This is a genomic window from Rhizobium sp. UGM030330-04, from assembly GCF_003208455.1.
GTDB lineage: Bacteria > Pseudomonadota > Alphaproteobacteria > Rhizobiales > Rhizobiaceae > Agrobacterium > Agrobacterium rhizogenes_A.
Genome location: NZ_QKML01000028.1, coordinates 1 through 19,904 on the forward strand (window position 1 = coordinate 1; position 19,904 = coordinate 19,904).

Annotated in this window: 17 protein-coding genes and 1 tRNA gene; 14 read left to right on the forward strand and 4 right to left on the reverse strand. The window is 58.8% G+C overall.

The features are described 5' to 3' along the window. A partial coding sequence (locus tag N434_RS24830) for an EF-Tu C-terminal domain-related protein (RefSeq protein ID WP_286172148.1) occupies positions 1–513 on the forward strand: 513 nt, incomplete at its 5' end. Between the two features lie 69 nt (positions 514–582). On the opposite strand, the gene N434_RS24835 is transcribed toward N434_RS24830, so the two are convergent. Beyond that, entirely contained in the window at positions 583–1,170 is a 588-nt protein-coding gene (locus tag N434_RS24835; RefSeq protein ID WP_110760731.1) for a histidine phosphatase family protein, read from the reverse strand. A 193-nt stretch (positions 1,171–1,363) separates the two neighbouring features. On the opposite strand from N434_RS24835, the gene N434_RS24840 reads away from it, so the two are divergent. The 9 genes from N434_RS24840 to rpoC all read left to right on the forward strand — a co-directional run bounded on the left by N434_RS24840 (position 1,364) and on the right by rpoC (position 13,775). Continuing rightward, positions 1,364–1,439 (forward strand) — tRNA-Trp (locus tag N434_RS24840). Between the two features lie 186 nt (positions 1,440–1,625). Next, a complete protein-coding gene (secE, locus tag N434_RS24845; RefSeq protein ID WP_003523719.1) occupies positions 1,626–1,826 on the forward strand; it encodes a preprotein translocase subunit SecE in 201 nt (66 codons plus the stop codon). Positions 1,827–1,871: 45 nt separating this feature from the next. Further along, entirely contained in the window at positions 1,872–2,402 is a 531-nt protein-coding gene (nusG, locus tag N434_RS24850) for a transcription termination/antitermination protein NusG (RefSeq protein ID WP_065113670.1), read from the forward strand. Positions 2,403–2,545: 143 nt separating this feature from the next. Next, a complete protein-coding gene (gene rplK, locus N434_RS24855; RefSeq protein ID WP_003523723.1) occupies positions 2,546–2,977 on the forward strand; it encodes a 50S ribosomal protein L11 in 432 nt (143 codons plus the stop codon). A gap of 2 nt (positions 2,978–2,979) precedes the next feature. Then, on the forward strand, positions 2,980–3,675 hold the full coding sequence (gene rplA / locus N434_RS24860; protein WP_110760732.1) for a 50S ribosomal protein L1: 696 nt from the start codon (positions 2,980–2,982) through the stop codon (positions 3,673–3,675). Positions 3,676–4,030: 355 nt separating this feature from the next. Beyond that, positions 4,031–4,549, forward strand: a complete 519-nt coding sequence (gene rplJ / locus N434_RS24865; protein WP_065113668.1) for a 50S ribosomal protein L10 — start codon at positions 4,031–4,033, stop codon at positions 4,547–4,549. Between the two features lie 59 nt (positions 4,550–4,608). After that, positions 4,609–4,989, forward strand: a complete 381-nt coding sequence (rplL, locus tag N434_RS24870; protein WP_065113667.1) for a 50S ribosomal protein L7/L12 — start codon at positions 4,609–4,611, stop codon at positions 4,987–4,989. A gap of 262 nt (positions 4,990–5,251) precedes the next feature. After that, positions 5,252–9,388 carry a DNA-directed RNA polymerase subunit beta gene (rpoB, locus tag N434_RS24875; protein WP_110760733.1) on the forward strand — a complete coding sequence of 1,379 codons (4,137 nt, stop codon included), beginning with the start codon at positions 5,252–5,254 and terminating at the stop codon, positions 9,386–9,388. Between the two features lie 178 nt (positions 9,389–9,566). Further along, the gene (gene rpoC, locus N434_RS24880) at positions 9,567–13,775 is read left to right on the forward strand and encodes a DNA-directed RNA polymerase subunit beta' (RefSeq protein WP_065113665.1); all 4,209 of its coding nucleotides are present in this window, start codon (positions 9,567–9,569) and stop codon (positions 13,773–13,775) included. A gap of 129 nt (positions 13,776–13,904) precedes the next feature. On the opposite strand, the gene N434_RS24885 is transcribed toward rpoC, so the two are convergent. The 3 genes from N434_RS24885 to N434_RS24895 all read right to left on the reverse strand — a co-directional run bounded on the left by N434_RS24885 (position 13,905) and on the right by N434_RS24895 (position 15,740). Beyond that, a complete protein-coding gene (locus N434_RS24885; protein WP_110760734.1) occupies positions 13,905–14,987 on the reverse strand; it encodes a helix-turn-helix transcriptional regulator in 1,083 nt (360 codons plus the stop codon). A 98-nt stretch (positions 14,988–15,085) separates the two neighbouring features. After that, positions 15,086–15,436, reverse strand: coding sequence for a VOC family protein (locus N434_RS24890; protein ID WP_110760735.1), 351 nt, complete (start codon positions 15,434–15,436; stop codon positions 15,086–15,088). Between the two features lie 10 nt (positions 15,437–15,446). Continuing rightward, on the reverse strand, positions 15,447–15,740 hold the full coding sequence (locus N434_RS24895; RefSeq protein ID WP_110760736.1) for a transcriptional regulator: 294 nt from the start codon (positions 15,738–15,740) through the stop codon (positions 15,447–15,449). A gap of 527 nt (positions 15,741–16,267) precedes the next feature. Here N434_RS24895 and rpsL point away from each other — a divergent pair. The 4 genes from rpsL to N434_RS24915 form a co-directional block, all read left to right on the forward strand. Beyond that, positions 16,268–16,639 carry a 30S ribosomal protein S12 gene (gene rpsL / locus N434_RS24900; RefSeq protein ID WP_003507760.1) on the forward strand — a complete coding sequence of 124 codons (372 nt, stop codon included), beginning with the start codon at positions 16,268–16,270 and terminating at the stop codon, positions 16,637–16,639. Between the two features lie 78 nt (positions 16,640–16,717). Beyond that, the gene (gene rpsG / locus N434_RS24905; RefSeq protein ID WP_065113661.1) at positions 16,718–17,188 is read left to right on the forward strand and encodes a 30S ribosomal protein S7; all 471 of its coding nucleotides are present in this window, start codon (positions 16,718–16,720) and stop codon (positions 17,186–17,188) included. A 34-nt stretch (positions 17,189–17,222) separates the two neighbouring features. Further along, positions 17,223–19,322, forward strand: a complete 2,100-nt coding sequence (fusA, locus tag N434_RS24910) for an elongation factor G (RefSeq protein ID WP_065113660.1) — start codon at positions 17,223–17,225, stop codon at positions 19,320–19,322. Between the two features lie 65 nt (positions 19,323–19,387). Further along, a partial coding sequence (locus N434_RS24915; protein ID WP_146227678.1) for a GTP-binding protein occupies positions 19,388–19,904 on the forward strand: 517 nt, incomplete at its 3' end.

Here is a 19,904-nt window from a genome sequence, read left to right on the forward strand (position 1 = left end):
GGTACGGTTGTGACGGGTCGCGTTGAGCGCGGTATCGTCAAGGTTGGTGAAGAAGTCGAGATCGTCGGCATCCGTCCGACCTCGAAGACGACGGTTACCGGCGTTGAAATGTTCCGCAAGCTGCTCGACCAGGGCCAGGCCGGCGACAACATCGGTGCACTGGTTCGCGGTGTTAACCGTGACGGCGTCGAGCGTGGTCAGATCCTGTGCAAGCCGGGTTCCGTCAAGCCGCACAAGAAGTTCAAGGCCGAAGCCTACATCCTGACGAAGGAAGAAGGCGGCCGTCATACGCCGTTCTTCACGAACTACCGTCCGCAGTTCTACTTCCGCACGACGGACGTAACGGGCATCGTTACGCTTCCGGAAGGCACGGAAATGGTTATGCCTGGCGACAACGTCACCGTTGACGTCGAGCTGATCGTTCCGATCGCGATGGAAGAAAAGCTGCGCTTCGCTATCCGCGAAGGCGGCCGTACCGTCGGCGCCGGCATCGTGGCTTCGATCGTCGAGTAATTTTCAAACCCGCAAGGGATTGAGGAAAACCCCGCTGGAAACAGCGGGGTTTTTTATTGCCTGAAAGGATCAGCAGTCGATCCGGGTGACGTCGCCGTCCTGAAGATGGAAAAACGCATCCTGCGGCACATCGAGGCGCAGGGCTTCCTCTCTGGAAAGGTTCGCATAGACGCCGCGCAATATCCGGCTGGTTATGCCGTGGCAGATGACGATCGCGTCGCGGGCCTGTCTCTGTGTGATCGTCTCCAGGCTGCGGGCGACGCGGCTCCTCATCCTGTCGAATGTTTCGCCGCCCGGTGCATGGAAAAACCACTCGTAGCGATCCAGCCCGTCGCGCATGCCGGGATATTCGTAGTCGATCTCGTAATCCGTCATGCCATCCCATGCGCCCATGCCGATTTCCATCAGTCCGGGATCGAGAGTGATGCCGTCGATCATGCCGATTTCGCCCGCGACGATTTCACAGGTCTGTCTGGCCCTGCCAAGCGGGCTGGAAAAAATATGCACTTCACCGGTTTCAACCAGCGTGGCGAGCCTGCGTCCCATCAGCATCGCCTGCTGCCGCCCCAGTTCCGTCAGCGGCGAATCGACCTGGCCCTGCCAGCGGCGGACGGCATCAAATTCGGTCTGGCCGTGACGGACGAGATAGATGCTCATGGGGTTTCCTGTGAAAGTGTTGAAGGCGGATCAATGCAATAGGGGGTGCATCAGGCGGGGCAGGGAAGTGCGTCGGCATATTTTGCCAGACAATGTGAAAAAACAAAAAACACACTTGCCATTCTTTTCCCTGCACCTTAAAGGAGCGCATACCGAATTGGCCAAGCGATTTAGCGGCCGGTTCAGGTGTCGAAGGGGTATAGCTCAGTTGGTAGAGCGGCGGTCTCCAAAACCGCAGGTCGGGGGTTCGAGCCCCTCTGCCCCTGCCACTTTCCATTCGCAAGCGCGGGCTTTCGCTGCATGGCAGATGGATGCCGGATTTCCGGCGAATTTCGCCGAATGTCGATTTCCTCTTGTTAAAAGTGGAATCGGTGTTTATGTAGGGTCAAAACAGACACGCGGTGCGTGGGGCTGATCAGTATCGGCTTTACGCGCCGTAATTGCGTGGGCAGTCAATGGCATCCAAAACCAATCCGTTTACGTTTCTGCAGCAGGTTCGCGCCGAAGCGTCAAAAATCACTTGGCCGTCGCGCCGCGAGACCATGATTTCGACGGCTATGGTGCTGGTGATGGTCATTTTTGCGGCTCTGTTCTTCTTTGCTGCGGATCAGCTCATCGGCTGGCTGCTCAGTCTGGTGCTGAACGTAGGCCGGTAACGGCGCGGTCGAAGGCCCGGTGGAAGGATCGAACGGAGAATAAAAATGGCAGCGCGCTGGTATATCGTTCACGCATATTCGAATTTTGAAAAGAAGGTCGCCGAGTCGATCGAGGAAAAGGCCCGCCAGAAGGGTCTGGATCATCTTTTTGAGAAAATCCTCGTGCCGACCGAAAAGGTCGTCGAGGTGCGTCGTGGCCGCAAGGTCGACAGCGAGCGCAAGTTCTTTCCGGGTTACGTGCTGGTGCGCGCCAACCTGACGGATGAGGCCTATCACCTCATCAAGAACACGCCGAAGGTGACCGGTTTCCTCGGTTCGGACAGCAAGCCTGTTCCGATCCCGGATTATGAGGCCGATCGTATCCTCGGTCAGGTTCAGGAAGGTGTCGAGCGTCCGAAGTCTTCGGTTTCGTTCGAGATCGGCGAGCAGGTTCGCGTTTCCGATGGTCCGTTCGCGTCGTTCAACGGCGTGGTTCAGGATGTCGACGAAGAGCGCTCGCGCCTGAAGGTGGAAGTTTCGATTTTCGGCCGCGCTACGCCGGTCGAGCTGGAATACAATCAGGTCGAGAAGGTCTGATTGGCGGGGCGAAGCCCCAAGCGCGTGGAAGGCAATCTGGCCCTTAAGCCGGGGCAGGGCGCCGCACCACGCAACCGCAGCCGCCGGAGCGATCCGGCTTGAGAGAGACCGGGTCACCGGTTTGAATTGAAAGGCAGAGAGATATGGCTAAGAAAGTTGCAGGCCAGCTCAAGCTGCAGGTAAAGGCCGGGGCGGCCAATCCGTCCCCGCCGATCGGTCCTGCACTTGGTCAGCGTGGCATTAACATCATGGAATTCTGCAAGGCGTTCAACGCTGCCACGCAGGAAATGGAAAAGGGTATGCCGATCCCGGTCGTCATCACCTATTACCAGGACAAGTCCTTCACCTTCGTCATGAAGCAGCCGCCGATGACCTACTGGCTGAAGAAGGAAGCGAAGATCACCTCCGGTTCCAAGACGCCTGGCAAGGGCGCCAAGGTCGGCTCCATCACCAAGGCTCAGGTCAAGACGATCGCTGAAGCCAAGATGAAGGATCTGAACGCAGCCGACATCGAAGGCGCAATGGCAATGGTTGAGGGCTCTGCCCGCGCCATGGGCCTGGAAGTGGTAGGTTGATCATGGCCAAGGTAGCAAAGCGCATTCAGAAGATCCGCGAAGGCGTGGATCCCAGCAAGCTTTACGTTCTTACCGACGCCATCTCGATGGTCAAGGAACGTGCTGTCGCCAAGTTCGACGAAACCGTTGAAGTTTCGATGAACCTCGGCGTTGACCCGCGCCACGCGGACCAGATGGTTCGTGGCGTCGTCAACCTGCCGAACGGCACCGGCCGTGACGTTCGCGTCGCCGTCTTCGCCCGTGGCGCCAAGGCTGATGAAGCCACGGCAGCCGGCGCTGACGTTGTTGGCGCGGAAGAGCTGGTTGAAATCGTCCAGGGCGGCAAGATCGACTTCGATCGCTGCATCGCGACCCCGGACATGATGCCGCTCGTCGGCCGTCTCGGCAAGGTACTCGGCCCGCGTGGCATGATGCCGAACCCGAAGGTCGGTACGGTGACGATGGATGTTGCCGGCGCCGTCAAGGCGTCCAAGGGCGGCGCTGTCGAGTTCCGCGTCGAAAAGGCCGGTATCGTACACGCTGGCGTTGGCAAGGCTTCGTTCGATGCCAAGGCTCTTGAGGAAAACATCAAGGCTTTCGCCGATGCGGTCATCAAGGCAAAGCCGGCTGGCGCCAAGGGCAACTATGTCAAGCGCGTCGCCATTTCCTCGACCATGGGTCCGGGCGTCAAGATCGATCCTTCGTCGGTTTCGGCTTAATCAATTCTCGCGCTTCTCAAGGGAAGTGTGAATAAAAGAATTTCCGGCTCCCAGGAGCCGGAGATTTCCGGGGAAACCCGGAACTCCTGTCCGAGATTGCGGGTGGCCATGTCTTTCGGGACTTGGCCTTAATCATTCAACCTGCATGAGACGGGTGAGGCTGGATTTGAGGCATCGAAACGATGCCTGACTGTCCGGTTCGAACCTGGTGTGCCTGTGCCTGAAGCCGTTTGCGGCGACAGAGCGGGGGACAGGATCCTCGAGCGTCGCTCGGGATCTTTGTAAAAAGGTCCCTTGGGGCAAAGGCAAACCCGACGGGTTCACATGTTGTGTTCCCGTCTACTGGAGACAGACAGTGGAAAGAGCGGAAAAACGCGAATTCGTCACGGAGCTGAACGAAGTCTTCAAGGCTTCCGGTTCGGTTGTCGTGGCCCACTATGCTGGTGTCACCGTTGCGCAGATGAACGACTTCCGTTCGAAGATGCGCGCTGCCGGAGGCACCGTCAAGGTCGCGAAGAACCGCCTGGCCAAGATCGCTCTTCAGGGTACGGAGTCGGAAGGGATGTCAGATCTCTTCAAGGGACAGACGCTGATTGCATACAGCACTGACCCGATGATCGCTCCGAAAGTCGTCATGGATTTCGCCAAGACCAACGACAAGGTCGTTGTTCTCGGTGGCGCCATGGGCGCAACCACGCTCAACGCCGAAGCAGTCAAGTCGCTTGCGACCCTGCCTTCGCTGGACGAGCTGCGTGCGAAGCTGCTGGGCCTTCTCAATGCCCCGGCAACCCGCGTCGCAACGGTTGTTGCAGCACCGGCAAGCCAGCTTGCCCGCGTGTTCTCGGCTTACGCCAAGAAGGACGAAGCCGCTTAAGGCGGTTTTTCGCTGTAAATATTCAAACTGGTTCGAACTGAACAAAAGGAACTATCAAAATGGCTGATCTCGCAAAGATCGTAGAAGACCTCTCCTCGCTGACCGTTCTGGAAGCTGCAGAACTGTCCAAGCTTCTCGAAGAAAAGTGGGGCGTTTCCGCTGCTGCTCCGGTAGCTGTTGCTGCTGTTGCCGGCGGTGCAGGCGCTGCTGCTGCTGCTGAAGAAGAAAAGACCGAGTTCGACGTTATCCTGGTTGACGCTGGCGCCAACAAGATCAACGTCATCAAGGAAGTCCGCGGCATCACCGGTCTCGGCCTCAAGGAAGCCAAGGACCTCGTCGAAGGCGCTCCGAAGCCGGTCAAGGAAGCCGTTTCCAAGGCTGAAGCTGCTGATCTCAAGAAGAAGCTTGAAGACGCAGGCGCCAAGGTTGACGTTAAGTAATCTTGCGATTGCTGGCGGGAAGGGGCTTAATGCCCCTTTCCGTCGTCATCGTTTTTAAAACTTATTACCCAAAAGCCGCTTGAAAACGGCTTTTGGGTAATGGGTTCTTCAAGAGAATGGTTCCGAACCGGCTCATCAAGGCAATCCGGCCTGATCGATCCGGGATGTGGAACGAGATTGATGACACCCATTGCTTGACGGGATCGACTGGCCATCGGTTCCCGTCCGTTGCAGGCCCGGATGCAATTTTAAAGGAGCGACGATGGCTCAGACCCTTTCGTTTAACGGTCGCAGGCGCGTACGCAAGTTTTTCGGCAAAATTCCAGAAGTAGCGGAAATGCCGAACCTCATCGAGGTTCAGAAGGCTTCGTATGACCAGTTTCTCATGGTTGACGAGCCCAAGGGTGGCCGTCCCGACGAGGGATTGAATGCCGTATTCAAGTCCGTATTCCCGATCACCGATTTCTCGGGCGCCTCCATGCTCGAATTCGTGTCCTACGAGTTCGAAGCGCCGAAGTTCGACGTCGAGGAATGCCGTCAGCGCGACCTGACCTATGCGGCGCCGCTGAAAGTGACGCTGCGCCTCATCGTGTTCGATATCGACGAGGATACCGGCGCGAAGTCCATCAAGGACATCAAGGAACAGTCCGTCTACATGGGCGACATGCCGCTCATGACCAATAACGGCACGTTCATCGTCAACGGCACCGAGCGCGTCATCGTTTCGCAGATGCACCGTTCGCCGGGCGTGTTCTTCGACCACGACAAGGGCAAGAGCCATTCTTCCGGCAAGCTGCTCTTTGCCGCGCGCGTCATCCCCTATCGTGGTTCCTGGCTCGATATCGAATTCGACGCCAAGGACATCGTCTATGCGCGTATCGACCGTCGCCGCAAGCTGCCCGTGACCTCGCTCCTGATGGCGCTTGGCATGGATGGCGAAGACATTCTGTCGACCTTCTACACCAAGGCTTCCTATGAGCGCGACGGCGACGGCTGGCGCATTCCGTTCCAGTCCGAGACGCTGAAGAACGCCAAGGTCGTCACCGACATGATCGACGCCGATACCGGCGAAGTCGTTGTCGAGGCCGGCAAGAAGCTGACCCCGCGCCTTATCCGCCAGCTTTCCGAAAAGGGCCTCAAGGCGCTGAAGGCGACCGACGAGGACCTGTACGGCAACTATCTGGCCGAAGACATCGTCAACTACGAGACGGGCGAAATCTATCTCGAAGCCGGCGACGAAATCGACGAGAAGACGCTTGGTCTTATCCTGCAGTCCGGCTTTGACGAGATTCCGGTTCTCAACATCGACCACGTCAATGTTGGCGCCTACATCCGCAACACGCTGTCTGCCGACAAGAACGAAAACCGTCAGGAAGCCCTGTTCGACATCTACCGCGTCATGCGTCCGGGTGAGCCGCCGACCATGGAATCGGCGGAAGCGATGTTCAACTCGCTGTTCTTCGATGCAGAGCGTTACGACCTTTCGGCCGTTGGCCGCGTCAAGATGAACATGCGTCTCGACCTCGACGCGGAAGACACCGTGCGCACGCTGCGCAAGGAAGACATCCTCGCGGTCGTCAAGATGCTGGTCGAACTGCGTGACGGCAAGGGCGAGATCGACGATATCGACAACCTCGGCAACCGTCGTGTCCGTTCGGTCGGCGAGCTGATGGAAAACCAGTATCGTCTCGGCCTTCTGCGCATGGAACGTGCGATCAAGGAACGTATGTCCTCGATCGAAATCGACACCGTGATGCCGCAGGACCTGATCAACGCGAAGCCGGCTGCTGCCGCCGTTCGCGAATTCTTCGGTTCCTCGCAGCTGTCGCAGTTCATGGACCAGGTGAACCCGCTTTCGGAAATCACCCACAAGCGCCGTCTTTCGGCTCTTGGACCGGGTGGTCTGACCCGCGAGCGCGCCGGCTTCGAAGTCCGCGACGTTCACCCGACCCATTACGGCCGTATTTGCCCGATCGAAACGCCGGAAGGCCCGAACATCGGTCTTATCAACAGCCTCGCGACCTTCGCCCGCGTCAACAAGTACGGCTTCATCGAAAGCCCGTACCGCAAGATCGTGGACGGCAAGGTTACGAACGACGTGATCTATCTCTCCGCCATGGAAGAGGCCAAGTATTACGTCGCACAGGCCAACGCGCCGCTCAACGACGATGGTTCGTTCTCCGAAGAGTTCGTCGTTTCCCGTCATTCGGGCGAAGTTATGCTCGCCCCGCGTGACAACATCAACCTGATGGACGTTTCGCCGAAGCAGCTCGTTTCGGTCGCAGCGGCTCTCATTCCGTTCCTGGAAAACGACGACGCCAACCGCGCTCTCATGGGCTCGAACATGCAGCGTCAGGCCGTTCCGCTTCTGCGCGCCGAGGCACCGTTCGTCGGTACCGGCATGGAGCCGATCGTTGCCCGTGACTCCGGTGCTGCCATCGCGGCCCGTCGTGGCGGTGTTGTCGATCAGGTGGATGCGACCCGTATCGTTATCCGCGCCACGGAAGATCTCGATGCCGGCAAGTCCGGTGTTGACATCTATCGTCTGCAGAAGTTCCAGCGTTCGAACCAGAATACCTGCGTCAACCAGCGTCCGCTGGTTTCCGTCGGTGACGCCATCTCCAAGGGTGACATCATCGCGGACGGTCCTTCGACCGACCTCGGCGATCTGGCGCTTGGCCGTAACGCGCTCGTCGCGTTCATGCCCTGGAACGGTTACAACTACGAAGACTCGATCCTGATGTCGGAACGTATCGTTTCCGACGACGTGTTCACCTCCATTCACATCGAAGAATTCGAAGTGATGGCACGCGACACGAAGCTTGGTCCGGAAGAAATCACGCGCGACATTCCGAACGTTTCGGAAGAAGCGCTGAAGAACCTCGACGAAGCCGGTATCGTTTACATCGGTGCGGAAGTTCAGCCGGGCGATATCCTCGTCGGCAAGATCACGCCGAAGGGCGAAAGCCCGATGACGCCGGAAGAAAAGCTTCTGCGCGCCATCTTCGGTGAAAAGGCTTCCGACGTTCGCGACACCTCCATGCGCATGCCTCCGGGCACGTTCGGTACGGTCGTCGAAGTCCGCGTCTTCAACCGTCACGGTGTGGAGAAGGACGAGCGCGCGATGGCTATCGAGCGCGAAGAGATCGAACGTCTGGCGAAGGACCGCGACGACGAACAGGCAATTCTTGACCGTAACGTCTACGGCCGCCTGATCGACATGCTGCGTGGCCACGTTTCCATCGCCGGTCCGAAGGGCTTCAAGAAGGGCGTCGAGCTTTCCAACGCCGTCGTTTCCGAATATCCCCGCTCGCAGTGGTGGATGTTCGCGGTCGAAGACGAGAAGGCCCAGTCCGAACTCGAAGCGCTTCGCGGCCAGTACGACGAATCCAAGTCGCGCCTTGAACAGCGCTTCATGGACAAGGTTGAAAAGGTCCAGCGCGGCGACGAAATGCCTCCGGGCGTCATGAAGATGGTCAAGGTCTTCGTTGCTGTTAAGCGCAAGATCCAGCCGGGCGACAAGATGGCCGGCCGTCACGGTAACAAGGGCGTCGTCTCGCGTATCGTTCCGGTCGAGGACATGCCGTTCCTCGAAGACGGCACGCATGTCGACATCTGCTTGAACCCGCTCGGCGTGCCTTCGCGCATGAACGTCGGCCAGATCCTCGAAACTCACCTCGCGTGGGCATGCGCAGGCATGGGCAAGAAGATCGGCGAGATGCTCGAAGAGTATCGCAAGACGATGGACATCAGCGAACTTCGCAGCGAGCTGACGGAAATCTACGCGTCTGAAGCCAATGACGAGGTTCAGCGTTTCGACGACGACTCGCTGGTGAAGCTTGCCGAAGAAGCCAAGCGCGGTGTTTCCATCGCGACCCCGGTCTTCGACGGTGCGCATGAGCCCGACGTTGCCGCGATGCTGAAGAAGGCAGGTCTGCATGAATCCGGTCAGTCCGTCCTTTATGACGGTCGTACCGGTGAGCCATTCGACCGCAAGGTCACCGTCGGCTACATGTACATGATCAAGCTGAACCACCTTGTTGACGACAAGATCCACGCTCGCTCGATCGGTCCTTACTCGCTCGTTACCCAGCAGCCGCTGGGCGGCAAGGCGCAGTTCGGCGGACAGCGCTTCGGGGAAATGGAAGTCTGGGCTCTGGAAGCATACGGCGCGGCCTACACGCTGCAGGAAATGCTGACCGTCAAGTCGGACGACGTGGCCGGCCGCACCAAGGTCTACGAAGCGATCGTCCGTGGCGACGATACCTTCGAGGCCGGTATTCCGGAGAGCTTCAACGTTCTCGTCAAGGAAATGCGGTCGCTCGGTCTTTCGGTTGAGCTGGAAAACTCGAAGATCGAGAACCAGCCAGAAGACCAGCTGCCCGACGCGGCGGAATAAAAATGAGAGAGGCGGGCGCCTGCCGGGCGCCTGCCGGTTTCCCGTCAGCCCGGCTGGCGTGGGACACTTTCGCCGCATTGTGCGGTTAATCCGTATTTAAAGCTCTGGACGGCGACCCGGGAAGAAACCGGTCCGGATGCAAACAGGGGCAGCAGCTAGCCTCTCAAGGAGACAAGGCATGAACCAAGAGGTCATGAATCTTTTCAATCCTCAGGTGCCTGCGCAGCATTTCGATTCCATCCGGATTTCGATTGCTTCGCCGGAAAAAATCCTGTCGTGGTCCTACGGCGAGATCAAGAAGCCGGAAACCATCAACTACCGTACGTTCAAGCCGGAACGCGACGGCCTTTTCTGCGCGCGTATCTTCGGACCGATCAAGGACTACGAGTGCCTGTGCGGCAAGTACAAGCGCATGAAGTACAAGGGCATCATCTGCGAAAAGTGCGGCGTCGAAGTAACGCTGTCGCGCGTTCGCCGTGAGCGCATGGGCCATATCGAGCTCGCAGCGCCGGTTGCCCACATCTGGTTCCTGAAGTCGCTTCCCTCGCGTATCTCGACCCTGCTCGACATGACGCTGAAGGATGTCGAACGCGTTCTTTATTTCGAGAACTACATCGTCACCGAGCCTGGCCTCACTTCGCTGAAGCAGAACCAGCTTCTGTCCGAAGAAGAGTACATGATCGCCGTCGACGAGTTCGGCGAAGACCAGTTCACCGCCATGATCGGCGCTGAAGCCATCTACGAGATGCTGGCTTCGATGAACCTCGAAAAGATCGCCGGCGACCTGCGTGCCGAACTTGCTGAGACCACGTCTGATCTCAAGCAGAAGAAGCTGATGAAGCGCCTGAAGATCGTCGAGAACTTCATGGAGTCGGGCAACCGTCCGGAATGGATGATCATGAAGGTCGTTCCGGTCATTCCGCCGGACCTGCGTCCGCTGGTTCCGCTGGATGGCGGCCGTTTCGCGACGTCCGACCTTAACGATCTCTATCGCCGCGTCATCAACCGTAACAACCGTCTGAAGCGCCTGATCGAGCTTCGCGCGCCTGGCATCATCATCCGCAACGAAAAGCGCATGTTGCAGGAATCCGTCGATGCGCTGTTCGACAACGGCCGTCGCGGCCGCGTCATCACGGGTGCCAACAAGCGCCCGCTGAAGTCGCTCTCCGACATGCTCAAGGGCAAGCAGGGCCGCTTCCGCCAGAACCTTCTCGGCAAGCGCGTCGACTATTCCGGTCGTTCGGTCATCGTGACCGGTCCGGAACTGAAGCTGCACCAGTGCGGCCTGCCGAAGAAGATGGCGCTCGAACTGTTCAAGCCGTTCATCTACGCCCGCCTCGACGCCAAGGGTTATTCCTCGACCGTCAAGCAGGCCAAGAAGCTGGTTGAAAAGGAAAAGCCGGAGGTCTGGGATATCCTCGACGAGGTCATCCGCGAGCATCCGGTTCTTCTGAACCGCGCACCGACGCTGCACCGTCTGGGTATCCAGGCTTTCGAACCCATGCTGGTCGAAGGCAAGGCCATCCAGCTGCACCCGCTCGTCTGCACGGCCTTCAACGCCGACTTCGACGGTGACCAGATGGCTGTCCACGTGCCGCTTTCGCTGGAAGCCCAGCTGGAAGCACGCGTGCTGATGATGTCGACCAACAACATCTTGCATCCGGCGAACGGTCATCCGATCATCGTTCCGTCGCAGGACATGGTTCTCGGCCTCTATTACCTGTCGATCATGAACCAGAACGAGCCGGGCGAAGGCATGGCCTTCTCGGATATCGGTGAGCTGCATCACGCGCTTGAAAACAAGGTCGTGACGCTGCATGCCAAGATCCGCGGCCGCTTCAAGACCGTGGATGCCGATGGCAAGCCGGTTTCGAAGATTCATGAGACGACCCCTGGCCGTATGCTGATTGGCGAACTTCTGCCGAAGAACGTCAATGTGCCTTTCGACGTCTGCAACCAGGAAATGACCAAGAAGAACATCTCCAAGATGATCGACACGGTCTACCGCCACTGCGGCCAGAAAGACACGGTCATCTTCTGCGACCGCATCATGCAGCTCGGCTTTGCCCATGCCTGCCGCGCCGGCATTTCGTTCGGCAAGGACGACATGGTCATTCCGGACAGCAAGGTGAAGATCGTCGGTGACACCGAAGCTCTCGTGAAGGAATACGAACAGCAGTACAACGATGGTCTCATCACCCAGGGCGAAAAGTACAACAAGGTTGTCGACGCCTGGGGCAAGGCTACCGAAAAGGTCGCCGAAGAGATGATGGCACGCATCAAGGCTGTCGAGTTCGATCCGGAAACGGGCCGCCAGAAGCCGATGAACTCCATCTACATGATGTCCCACTCGGGCGCTCGTGGTTCTCCGAACCAGATGCGTCAGCTGGGCGGCATGCGCGGCCTGATGGCGAAGCCGTCGGGTGAAATCATCGAGACGCCGATCATCTCGAACTTCAAGGAAGGCCTGACCGTTAACGAGTACTTCAACTCGACCCACGGTGCCCGTAAGGGTCTTGCAGACACCGCCCTGAAGACCGCGAACTCGGGTTACCTTACCCGCCGTCTGGTCGACGTCGCGCAGGATTGCATCGTCAACTCCACCGATTGCGGTACCGACAAGGGCCTCACCATGACAGCCATCGTCGATGCCGGTCAGGTCGTTGCCTCGCTCGGCGCACGTATCCTCGGCCGTACGGCGCTTGATGATATCGATCATCCGGTTTCGGGCGAAAACCTCGTCAAGGCCGGCACGCTCATCGATGAAGCCGATGTGGCCGTCATCGAAAAGGCGGGCATCCAGTCCGTGCGCATCCGCTCGGCTCTGACCTGCGAAGTGCAGGTTGGCGTCTGCGGCGTCTGCTACGGTCGTGACCTTGCACGCGGTACGCCTGTCAACATGGGCGAAGCCGTTGGCGTCATCGCCGCACAGTCGATCGGTGAACCGGGCACGCAGCTCACCATGCGTACCTTCCACCTTGGCGGTACGGCGAACGTGGTCGACCAGTCGTTCCTCGAAGCCTCTTACGAGGGCACGATTGCGATCAAGAACCGCAACATCCTGCGCAACTCCGAAGGCACTCTTATCGCGATGGGCCGTAACATGGCCGTCACCATTCTCGATGAGCGCGGCCAGGAGCGGTCTTCGCAGCGCGTTGCCTATGGTTCGAAGATCTTCGTGGACGATGGCGACAAGGTAAAGCGTGGCCAGCGTCTGGCAGAGTGGGACCCCTACACCCGTCCGATGATGACGGAAGTGGAAGGTACCGTTCACTTCGAGGACCTCGTCGACGGTCTTTCCGTTCTGGAAGCCACCGACGAATCCACCGGCATCACCAAGCGTCAGGTTATCGACTGGCGTTCGACGCCGCGCGGTTCGGACCTCAAGCCGGCGATCGTCATCAAGGACGCTTCCGGCGCTGTTGCGAAGCTTGCCCGTGGTGGCGAAGCCCGCTTCCAGCTGTCGGTGGACGCCATCCTGTCGGTCGAGCCGGGTTCCAAGGTCTCCCAGGGTGACGTGCTTGCACGTTCGCCGCTGGAAAGCGCCAAGACGAAGGACATCACCGGTGGTCTGCCGCGCGTTGCCGAACTGTTCGAAGCACGTCGTCCGAAGGATCACGCCGTCATCGCAGAGATCGACGGTACGATCCGCCTGGGTCGCGACTACAAGAACAAGCGTCGCGTGATGATCGAGCCTGCGGAAGACGGCGTCGAGCCGGTCGAATACCTGATCCCGAAGGGCAAGCCCTTCCATCTTCAGGAAGGCGACTACATCGAGAAGGGCGAATACATTCTCGACGGCAACCCGGCACCGCACGACATTCTGGCAATTAAGGGCGTGGAGGCTCTGGCTTCCTACCTCGTGAACGAAATCCAGGAAGTCTACCGACTGCAGGGCGTTGTGATCAACGACAAGCACATCGAGGTGATCGTTCGCCAGATGCTGCAGAAGGTCGAAATCACCGATGCCGGCGACAGCCAGTACATCGTCGGCGACAATGTCGACCGTATCGAGCTGGACGACATGAACGACCGCCTGATCGAGGAGGGCAAGAAGCCGGCTTACGGCGATCCTGTTCTGCTCGGCATCACCAAGGCTTCGCTGCAGACGCCGTCCTTCATTTCGGCCGCATCCTTCCAGGAAACCACCAAGGTTCTCACGGAAGCTGCGATTGCCGGCAAGACGGACACGCTGCAGGGTCTCAAGGAAAACGTCATCGTCGGCCGTCTCATCCCGGCCGGTACTGGCGGCACCATGACGCAGATCCGCCGCATCGCCACCTCGCGTGACGACCTCATCCTTGAGGAACGCCGCAAGGGTACGGGTGCAGGCTCTGCGAACCAGATGCTGCAGGACATGACGGATCAGGTTCCGGCTGCGGAATAAGGTCAGGGCAGGGGCTTTTCGAAGCCCCGCCAAAGTTCAGTGAAGGCGTCCGGAGCAATCCGGGCGCCTTTTTCTTTGGGATGATGATGGCTTCGATCCGTTCTTCCGGCCTGTGAGTAGCGGCTTGTTTCAGTCCTGATCGCCGATGGTGTAGCGCGTCAGGACGGAAAGGCGGCGAACGAGATCAGTCTGGCCGGTACTGCCCGTTTTCGCATAGATCGACTTGGCATTGCTGCGCACCGTCTCATGGGAAATCTGCAATTGCCTGGCCACGGAGGGGAGAGAAAGCCCCTTCATGATTTCAAGCGCGACGCGGGCTTCGCCTCGGGTAAGGTCGTAAAGCCCCTTCAGGAGCGGTGTCGCATCGAAGACGGCGTCCGATGGCTGTGAGATCAGCACGATGGCCGAGCCATGCGGCGAGAGGTCCAGCGCGTCCCTGCGCAGCGGTATCACATGCAGGATGCAGGGACTGCCCTCGGTCGGCAGGGGGAAGGAGCCGACGCTGTGTCCGGCAAGTGCCTTGTAAAGTAGCCGGTTTACCCTTTCGTCGGAGATCAGGATTCGGTCGCGGGCGCGGGTGGAAATGGATTTCTGGATCGTCTGAAACAGCGTGTTGGCGGAAAGGACACGTCCGCTTGCCTGAAGCACGGCAGCCGGCGCGCCGATCGCGTTGAGGCCGAGTGTCATCGCATCCGCCTTCTGGCGCTGCAGCCGGGTCGCGAGGGTGAGGCTGCGGGCGATATGCGGCCTCAATCCCCCGAGCGCGGCCATGGTCTCCGGGCCGATGACACCGCTTTCAAGCTTGCGTTCGAAAAGAACCGTCATCTCCGGGTGATCAGGTGGCGCGACCTGTGTTGCCGCGCCATATCCCAGCCCGCGGGGCATGAGGAAGTCACGCACGATCGGCAGTCCCGCCCATTCATCGTGGGTGAAGACGTCGAAGTCGTGCACGAAGGAAAACTGTCCCTCGCGAACGGCGCGGGTGAGGCGGTCATTGCGGTGATTCCAGCCGCCTTCCATGAAGGCCTGCATCAGTTCCTGCAAATTGGGGGTGAAGAGCCAGGCCTCCTCCTCTCCCTTGCCCCAGGTGAGGGCGCCGCCCCAGAAATCCAGCCGATGGCCGATTGCGGCGATGACATCCGCCCAGCGGTCAGGAAAAAGCGCCGCCTCGTAAATGTCGTCTATGATATCTTCCGAAAATATATTATCCAACCCGCCACCGTCATTTCATGTCGGGTATAATATAAGGCTATATTTATCTATTATTCAACGGAAAATGGAATAATACTACTAAACTTAAAGTATATAATCTATAAGTGACTTAATATGTTGACCAGTCTGCCAAAGGGGTCGCGCAGGAAAAGGCGCCGCACGCCCCAGCTTTCATTGGCCGGGCCGTATTCGATCGGTAGTTCCGCCTTTAATATCCTGGCGTGAATCTCGTCGAAATTGTCGACTTCGATGGAGATATCGGGAACGACCGTGCCGGAGCCGCCTTCGCGGGCGAAGCTGATCTGGGCCGTTGTCTCCACCGGGCTCGCATAGGTCACGATCCAGCCGTGATCCATGGCGATGGTCATGCCGAGAATGTCGCCGTAAAAGGCACCCGCCCGCGCAGGGTCGGGTGCCGCAATATTGGTGACGACGCGCCTCACCGTCATGGGCCGCGCCTCAGGCGAAACGGATGATGGCCACTTCGCCTTCCAGTGCGCCCTGATAGGCGGAGGCGTGCGGTTCCTCATCCGGAATGTCGGTCAGCATGCCGATCTGGTCGAGGTCTGCCTCGATGAAACCTTCCTCGGAAAGTGCGTTCAGCGTTTCGCGAACGGCGGTGTCGTCGTCCGGCGCCCGGAGGATGACGTGGATGTCGATGCCTTCCGAGTTGTCGGTCTCGTAGGCCTTGCCGATGACGATGAAGACCATCGGCTCGCCGCGTCCATTGTCGTTGTCGGGGAGGTTGCTCATGACGCGGTTCCTTGATCTGTCGTTGCTGTATATGCGGCGGACCGGAATCGGTCCTGCGCTTGGCGAGCCAGCTTCTGGCCGCTTGAGGGAATCAATAGACGGATTTTATGAAAAGCCAAAGGGCGGAGGTCAAAATCGCGACCTTCGGCGCAGACTTATGTTACAAGGAGTGGGAAATGGCCTGCGGGCGGGCTTTGTGGCCGCGGGTGGCGGCGCAAAATGTGGATTCGCCCTTGACGAAAGCTGGCTAAAACAGTAGTACGCCCGCCATCGGAGCCTCTGTGGGTGCTGGCCGTTCGGAAAGCTTTTTCCCGAACATCATCTCAAACGGGTCTCCATTGCACGTAGAAGACACGAATGTTGCACGCAAGACGCCTCATCCGGTGTCCTCTGCTCTTGGTGGTCCATCCGTGAAACCGGATCGGGCCACGTTTTGCGCATGAGGATATATGCGTGCATCGTCGCCGGCAACGGCATAGCCGCCACCCGTGAGGGTGGCTAAAGTAGTTTTTGCAAGGGATGGTTATATGCCTACCGTAAACCAGCTGATCCGCAAGCCTCGCCAGGCACAGGTAAAGCGCAACAAGGTTCCTGCCCTGCAGGAAAACCCGCAGAAGCGTGGTGTTTGCACCCGCGTTTACACGACGACCCCGAAGAAGCCGAACTCGGCTCTGCGTAAGGTTGCCAAGATTCGCCTCACCAACGGCTTTGAAGTCATCGGCTACATTCCCGGCGAAGGTCACAACCTTCAGGAACACTCCGTGGTCATGATCCGCGGCGGCCGCGTAAAGGACTTGCCGGGTGTGCGTTACCACATCATCCGCGGTGTTCTCGATACCCAGGGCGTCAAGAACCGCAAGCAGCGCCGTTCGAAGTACGGTGCGAAGCGTCCGAAGTAATTTCGGCAACAACACAATCAGGCGCTGCGCGAGGTTCTCCGCGTGGTATAGCGTCAATAACATTGAGAGACAAAAAGTATGTCCCGTCGCCATAGTGCAGAAAAGCGTGAGATCAACCCGGATCCGAAGTTCGGTGATCTGGTCGTCACCAAGTTCATGAACGCCATCATGCTTCACGGCAAGAAGTCGGTTGCAGAAAGCATCGTTTACGGCGCGTTCGACGTCGTTCAGGGCAAGACGAAGCAGGAGCCGCTCACCGTGTTCCACTCCGCCCTCGACAACGTTGCCCCGCACGTTGAAGTGCGTTCGCGCCGCGTTGGTGGTGCGACATACCAGGTTCCGGTCGACGTTCGTCCGGAGCGCCGTCAGGCTCTCGCCATCCGCTGGCTGATCACTGCTGCGCGCAAGCGCAACGAAACGACCATGATCGATCGCCTTTCCGGCGAACTCATGGACGCTGCGAACAACCGCGGCTCTGCCGTCAAGAAGCGTGAAGACACGCACAAGATGGCCGACGCCAACCGCGCATTCTCGCATTACCGCTGGTAATCTTAACCGGTCGCATATCGAAAGGCAGTCCATTATGGCTCGCGAATATAAAATCGAAGACTACCGCAATTTCGGTATCATGGCGCATATCGACGCCGGCAAGACGACGACCACCGAGCGTATTCTTTATTACACCGGTAAGTCGCACAAGATCGGCGAAGTTCACGATGGCGCAGCCACGATGGACTGGATGGAGCAGGAGCAGGAGCGTGGTATCACCATCACGTCTGCTGCGACCACGACCTTCTGGAAGGGCCGTGACGGCAAGACCCGTCGCTTCAACATCATCGACACCCCCGGCCACGTTGACTTCACCATTGAAGTCGAGCGTTCGCTGCGCGTTCTCGACGGCGCCATCGCGCTGCTCGACGCCAACGCCGGTGTTGAGCCGCAGACGGAAACCGTCTGGCGCCAGGCCGAGAAGTATCATGTTCCGCGCATGATCTTCTGCAACAAGATGGACAAGACCGGCGCTGACTTCTACCGCTCGGTGGAAATGATCAAGACCCGTCTCGGCGCCACCGCTGTTGTCATGCAGTTGCCGATCGGTGCTGAGACCGAGTTCAAGGGCGTTATCGACCTGGTCGAGATGAATGCTCTCGTATGGCGCGACGAATCGCTCGGCGCCCAGTGGGACGTCGTCGAAATCCCCGAGGACATGAAGGCCAAGGCTGAAGAATATCGCGAAAAGCTGATCGAGACCGTTGTCGAGATCGACGAAGAAGCGATGGAAGCCTACCTCGAAGGCAACTATCCGGATAACGACAAGATTCGCGAACTCGTTCGCCGCGGCACCATCGACGTGAAGTTCCACCCGATGTTCTGCGGTACCGCGTTCAAGAACAAGGGCGTTCAGCCGCTTCTCGACGCCGTTGTCGACTACCTGCCTTCGCCGCTGGACATTCCGGCGATCAAGGGCATCGACGCCAAGACGGAAGCCGAAATCGAGCGTCACGCTGACGACTCCGAGCCGCTTTCCATGCTTGCGTTCAAGATCATGAACGACCCCTTCGTCGGTTCGCTCACCTTCGCACGCATCTACTCGGGCAAGCTCGAGAAGGGCACGTCTGTCATGAACACGGTCAAGGACAAGCGCGAGCGCGTCGGCCGTATGCTGCAGATGCACTCCAACAGCCGTGAAGACATCGAAGAAGCCTATGCAGGCGACATCGTTGCTCTGGCCGGTCTGAAGGAAACCACGACGGGCGATACGCTTTGCGATCCGCTGAAGCCGGTTATCCTCGAGCGCATGGAGTTCCCCGAGCCGGTCATCCAGATCGCGATCGAGCCGAAGACCAAGGGCGACCAGGAAAAGATGGGCCTCGCGCTCAACCGTCTGGCTGCAGAAGATCCGTCCTTCCGCGTCAAGACCGACGACGAATCCGGCCAGACCATCATTGCCGGCATGGGCGAACTTCACCTCGACATCATCGTCGACCGTATGCGTCGCGAGTTCAAGGTTGAAGCAACCGTCGGTGCTCCGCAGGTTGCCTACCGCGAAACGATCACGCGTCAGCACGAAGAAGACTACACGCACAAGAAGCAGTCCGGTGGTACCGGTCAGTTCGCTCGCGTGAAGATCATCTTCGAACCGAACCCCGAAGGCGAAGACTTCAAGTTCGAATCCAAGATCGTCGGTGGTGCCGTTCCGAAGGAATACATCCCGGGCGTTCAGAAGGGTATCGAAAGCGTTCTGTCTTCCGGTCCGCTGGCTGGCTTCCCGATGCTCGGCGTCAAGGCGACGCTGGTCGACGGTGCATTCCACGATGTTGACTCGTCGGTTCTCGCCTTCGAAATCGCATCGCGCGCCTGCTTCCGTGAAGCAGCCAAGAAGGCTGGTGCACAGCTTCTCGAGCCGATGATGAAGGTCGAAGTTGTAACGCCGGAAGATTACGTCGGTGACGTTATCGGTGACCTCAACTCCCGCCGTGGCCAGATCCAGGGCCAGGAGAGCCGTGGTATCGCCGTTGTCATCAACGCGCATGTTCCGCTCGCGAACATGTTCAAGTACGTCGATAACCTGCGCTCCATGTCGCAGGGCCGCGCACAGTACTCGATGACGTTCGACCACTATTCGCCGGTTCCGTCGAACGTGGCGCAGGAAATCCAGGCAAAGTACTCCGGTCAGAAGTGATCGGGGTACGCCCCACCGAATTTTGAAGATTATTCCCGTCAAGGGACAAGAATGGAGAGCCACTAATGGCAAAGAGCAAGTTTGAGCGGACGAAGCCGCACGTCAACATTGGCACGATCGGTCACGTTGACCATGGCAAGACGTCGCTGACGGCAGCAATCACGAAGTTCTTCGGCGAGTTCAAGGCGTACGACCAGATCGACGCTGCTCCTGAAGAGAAGGCTCGTGGTATCACGATTTCGACGGCCCACGTTGAGTATGAGACGCCGAACCGTCACTACGCTCACGTTGACTGCCCCGGCCACGCCGACTACGTGAAGAACATGATCACCGGTGCAGCGCAGATGGACGGCGCGATCCTGGTTTGCTCGGCAGCCGACGGCCCGATGCCGCAGACGCGCGAGCACATCCTGCTTGCCCGTCAGGTTGGCGTTCCGGCGATCGTCGTGTTCCTCAACAAGGTCGACCAGGTTGACGACGCCGAGCTTCTCGAGCTCGTCGAGCTTGAAGTTCGCGAACTTCTGTCGTCCTACGACTTCCCGGGCGACGATATCCCGATCATCAAGGGTTCGGCTCTCGCTG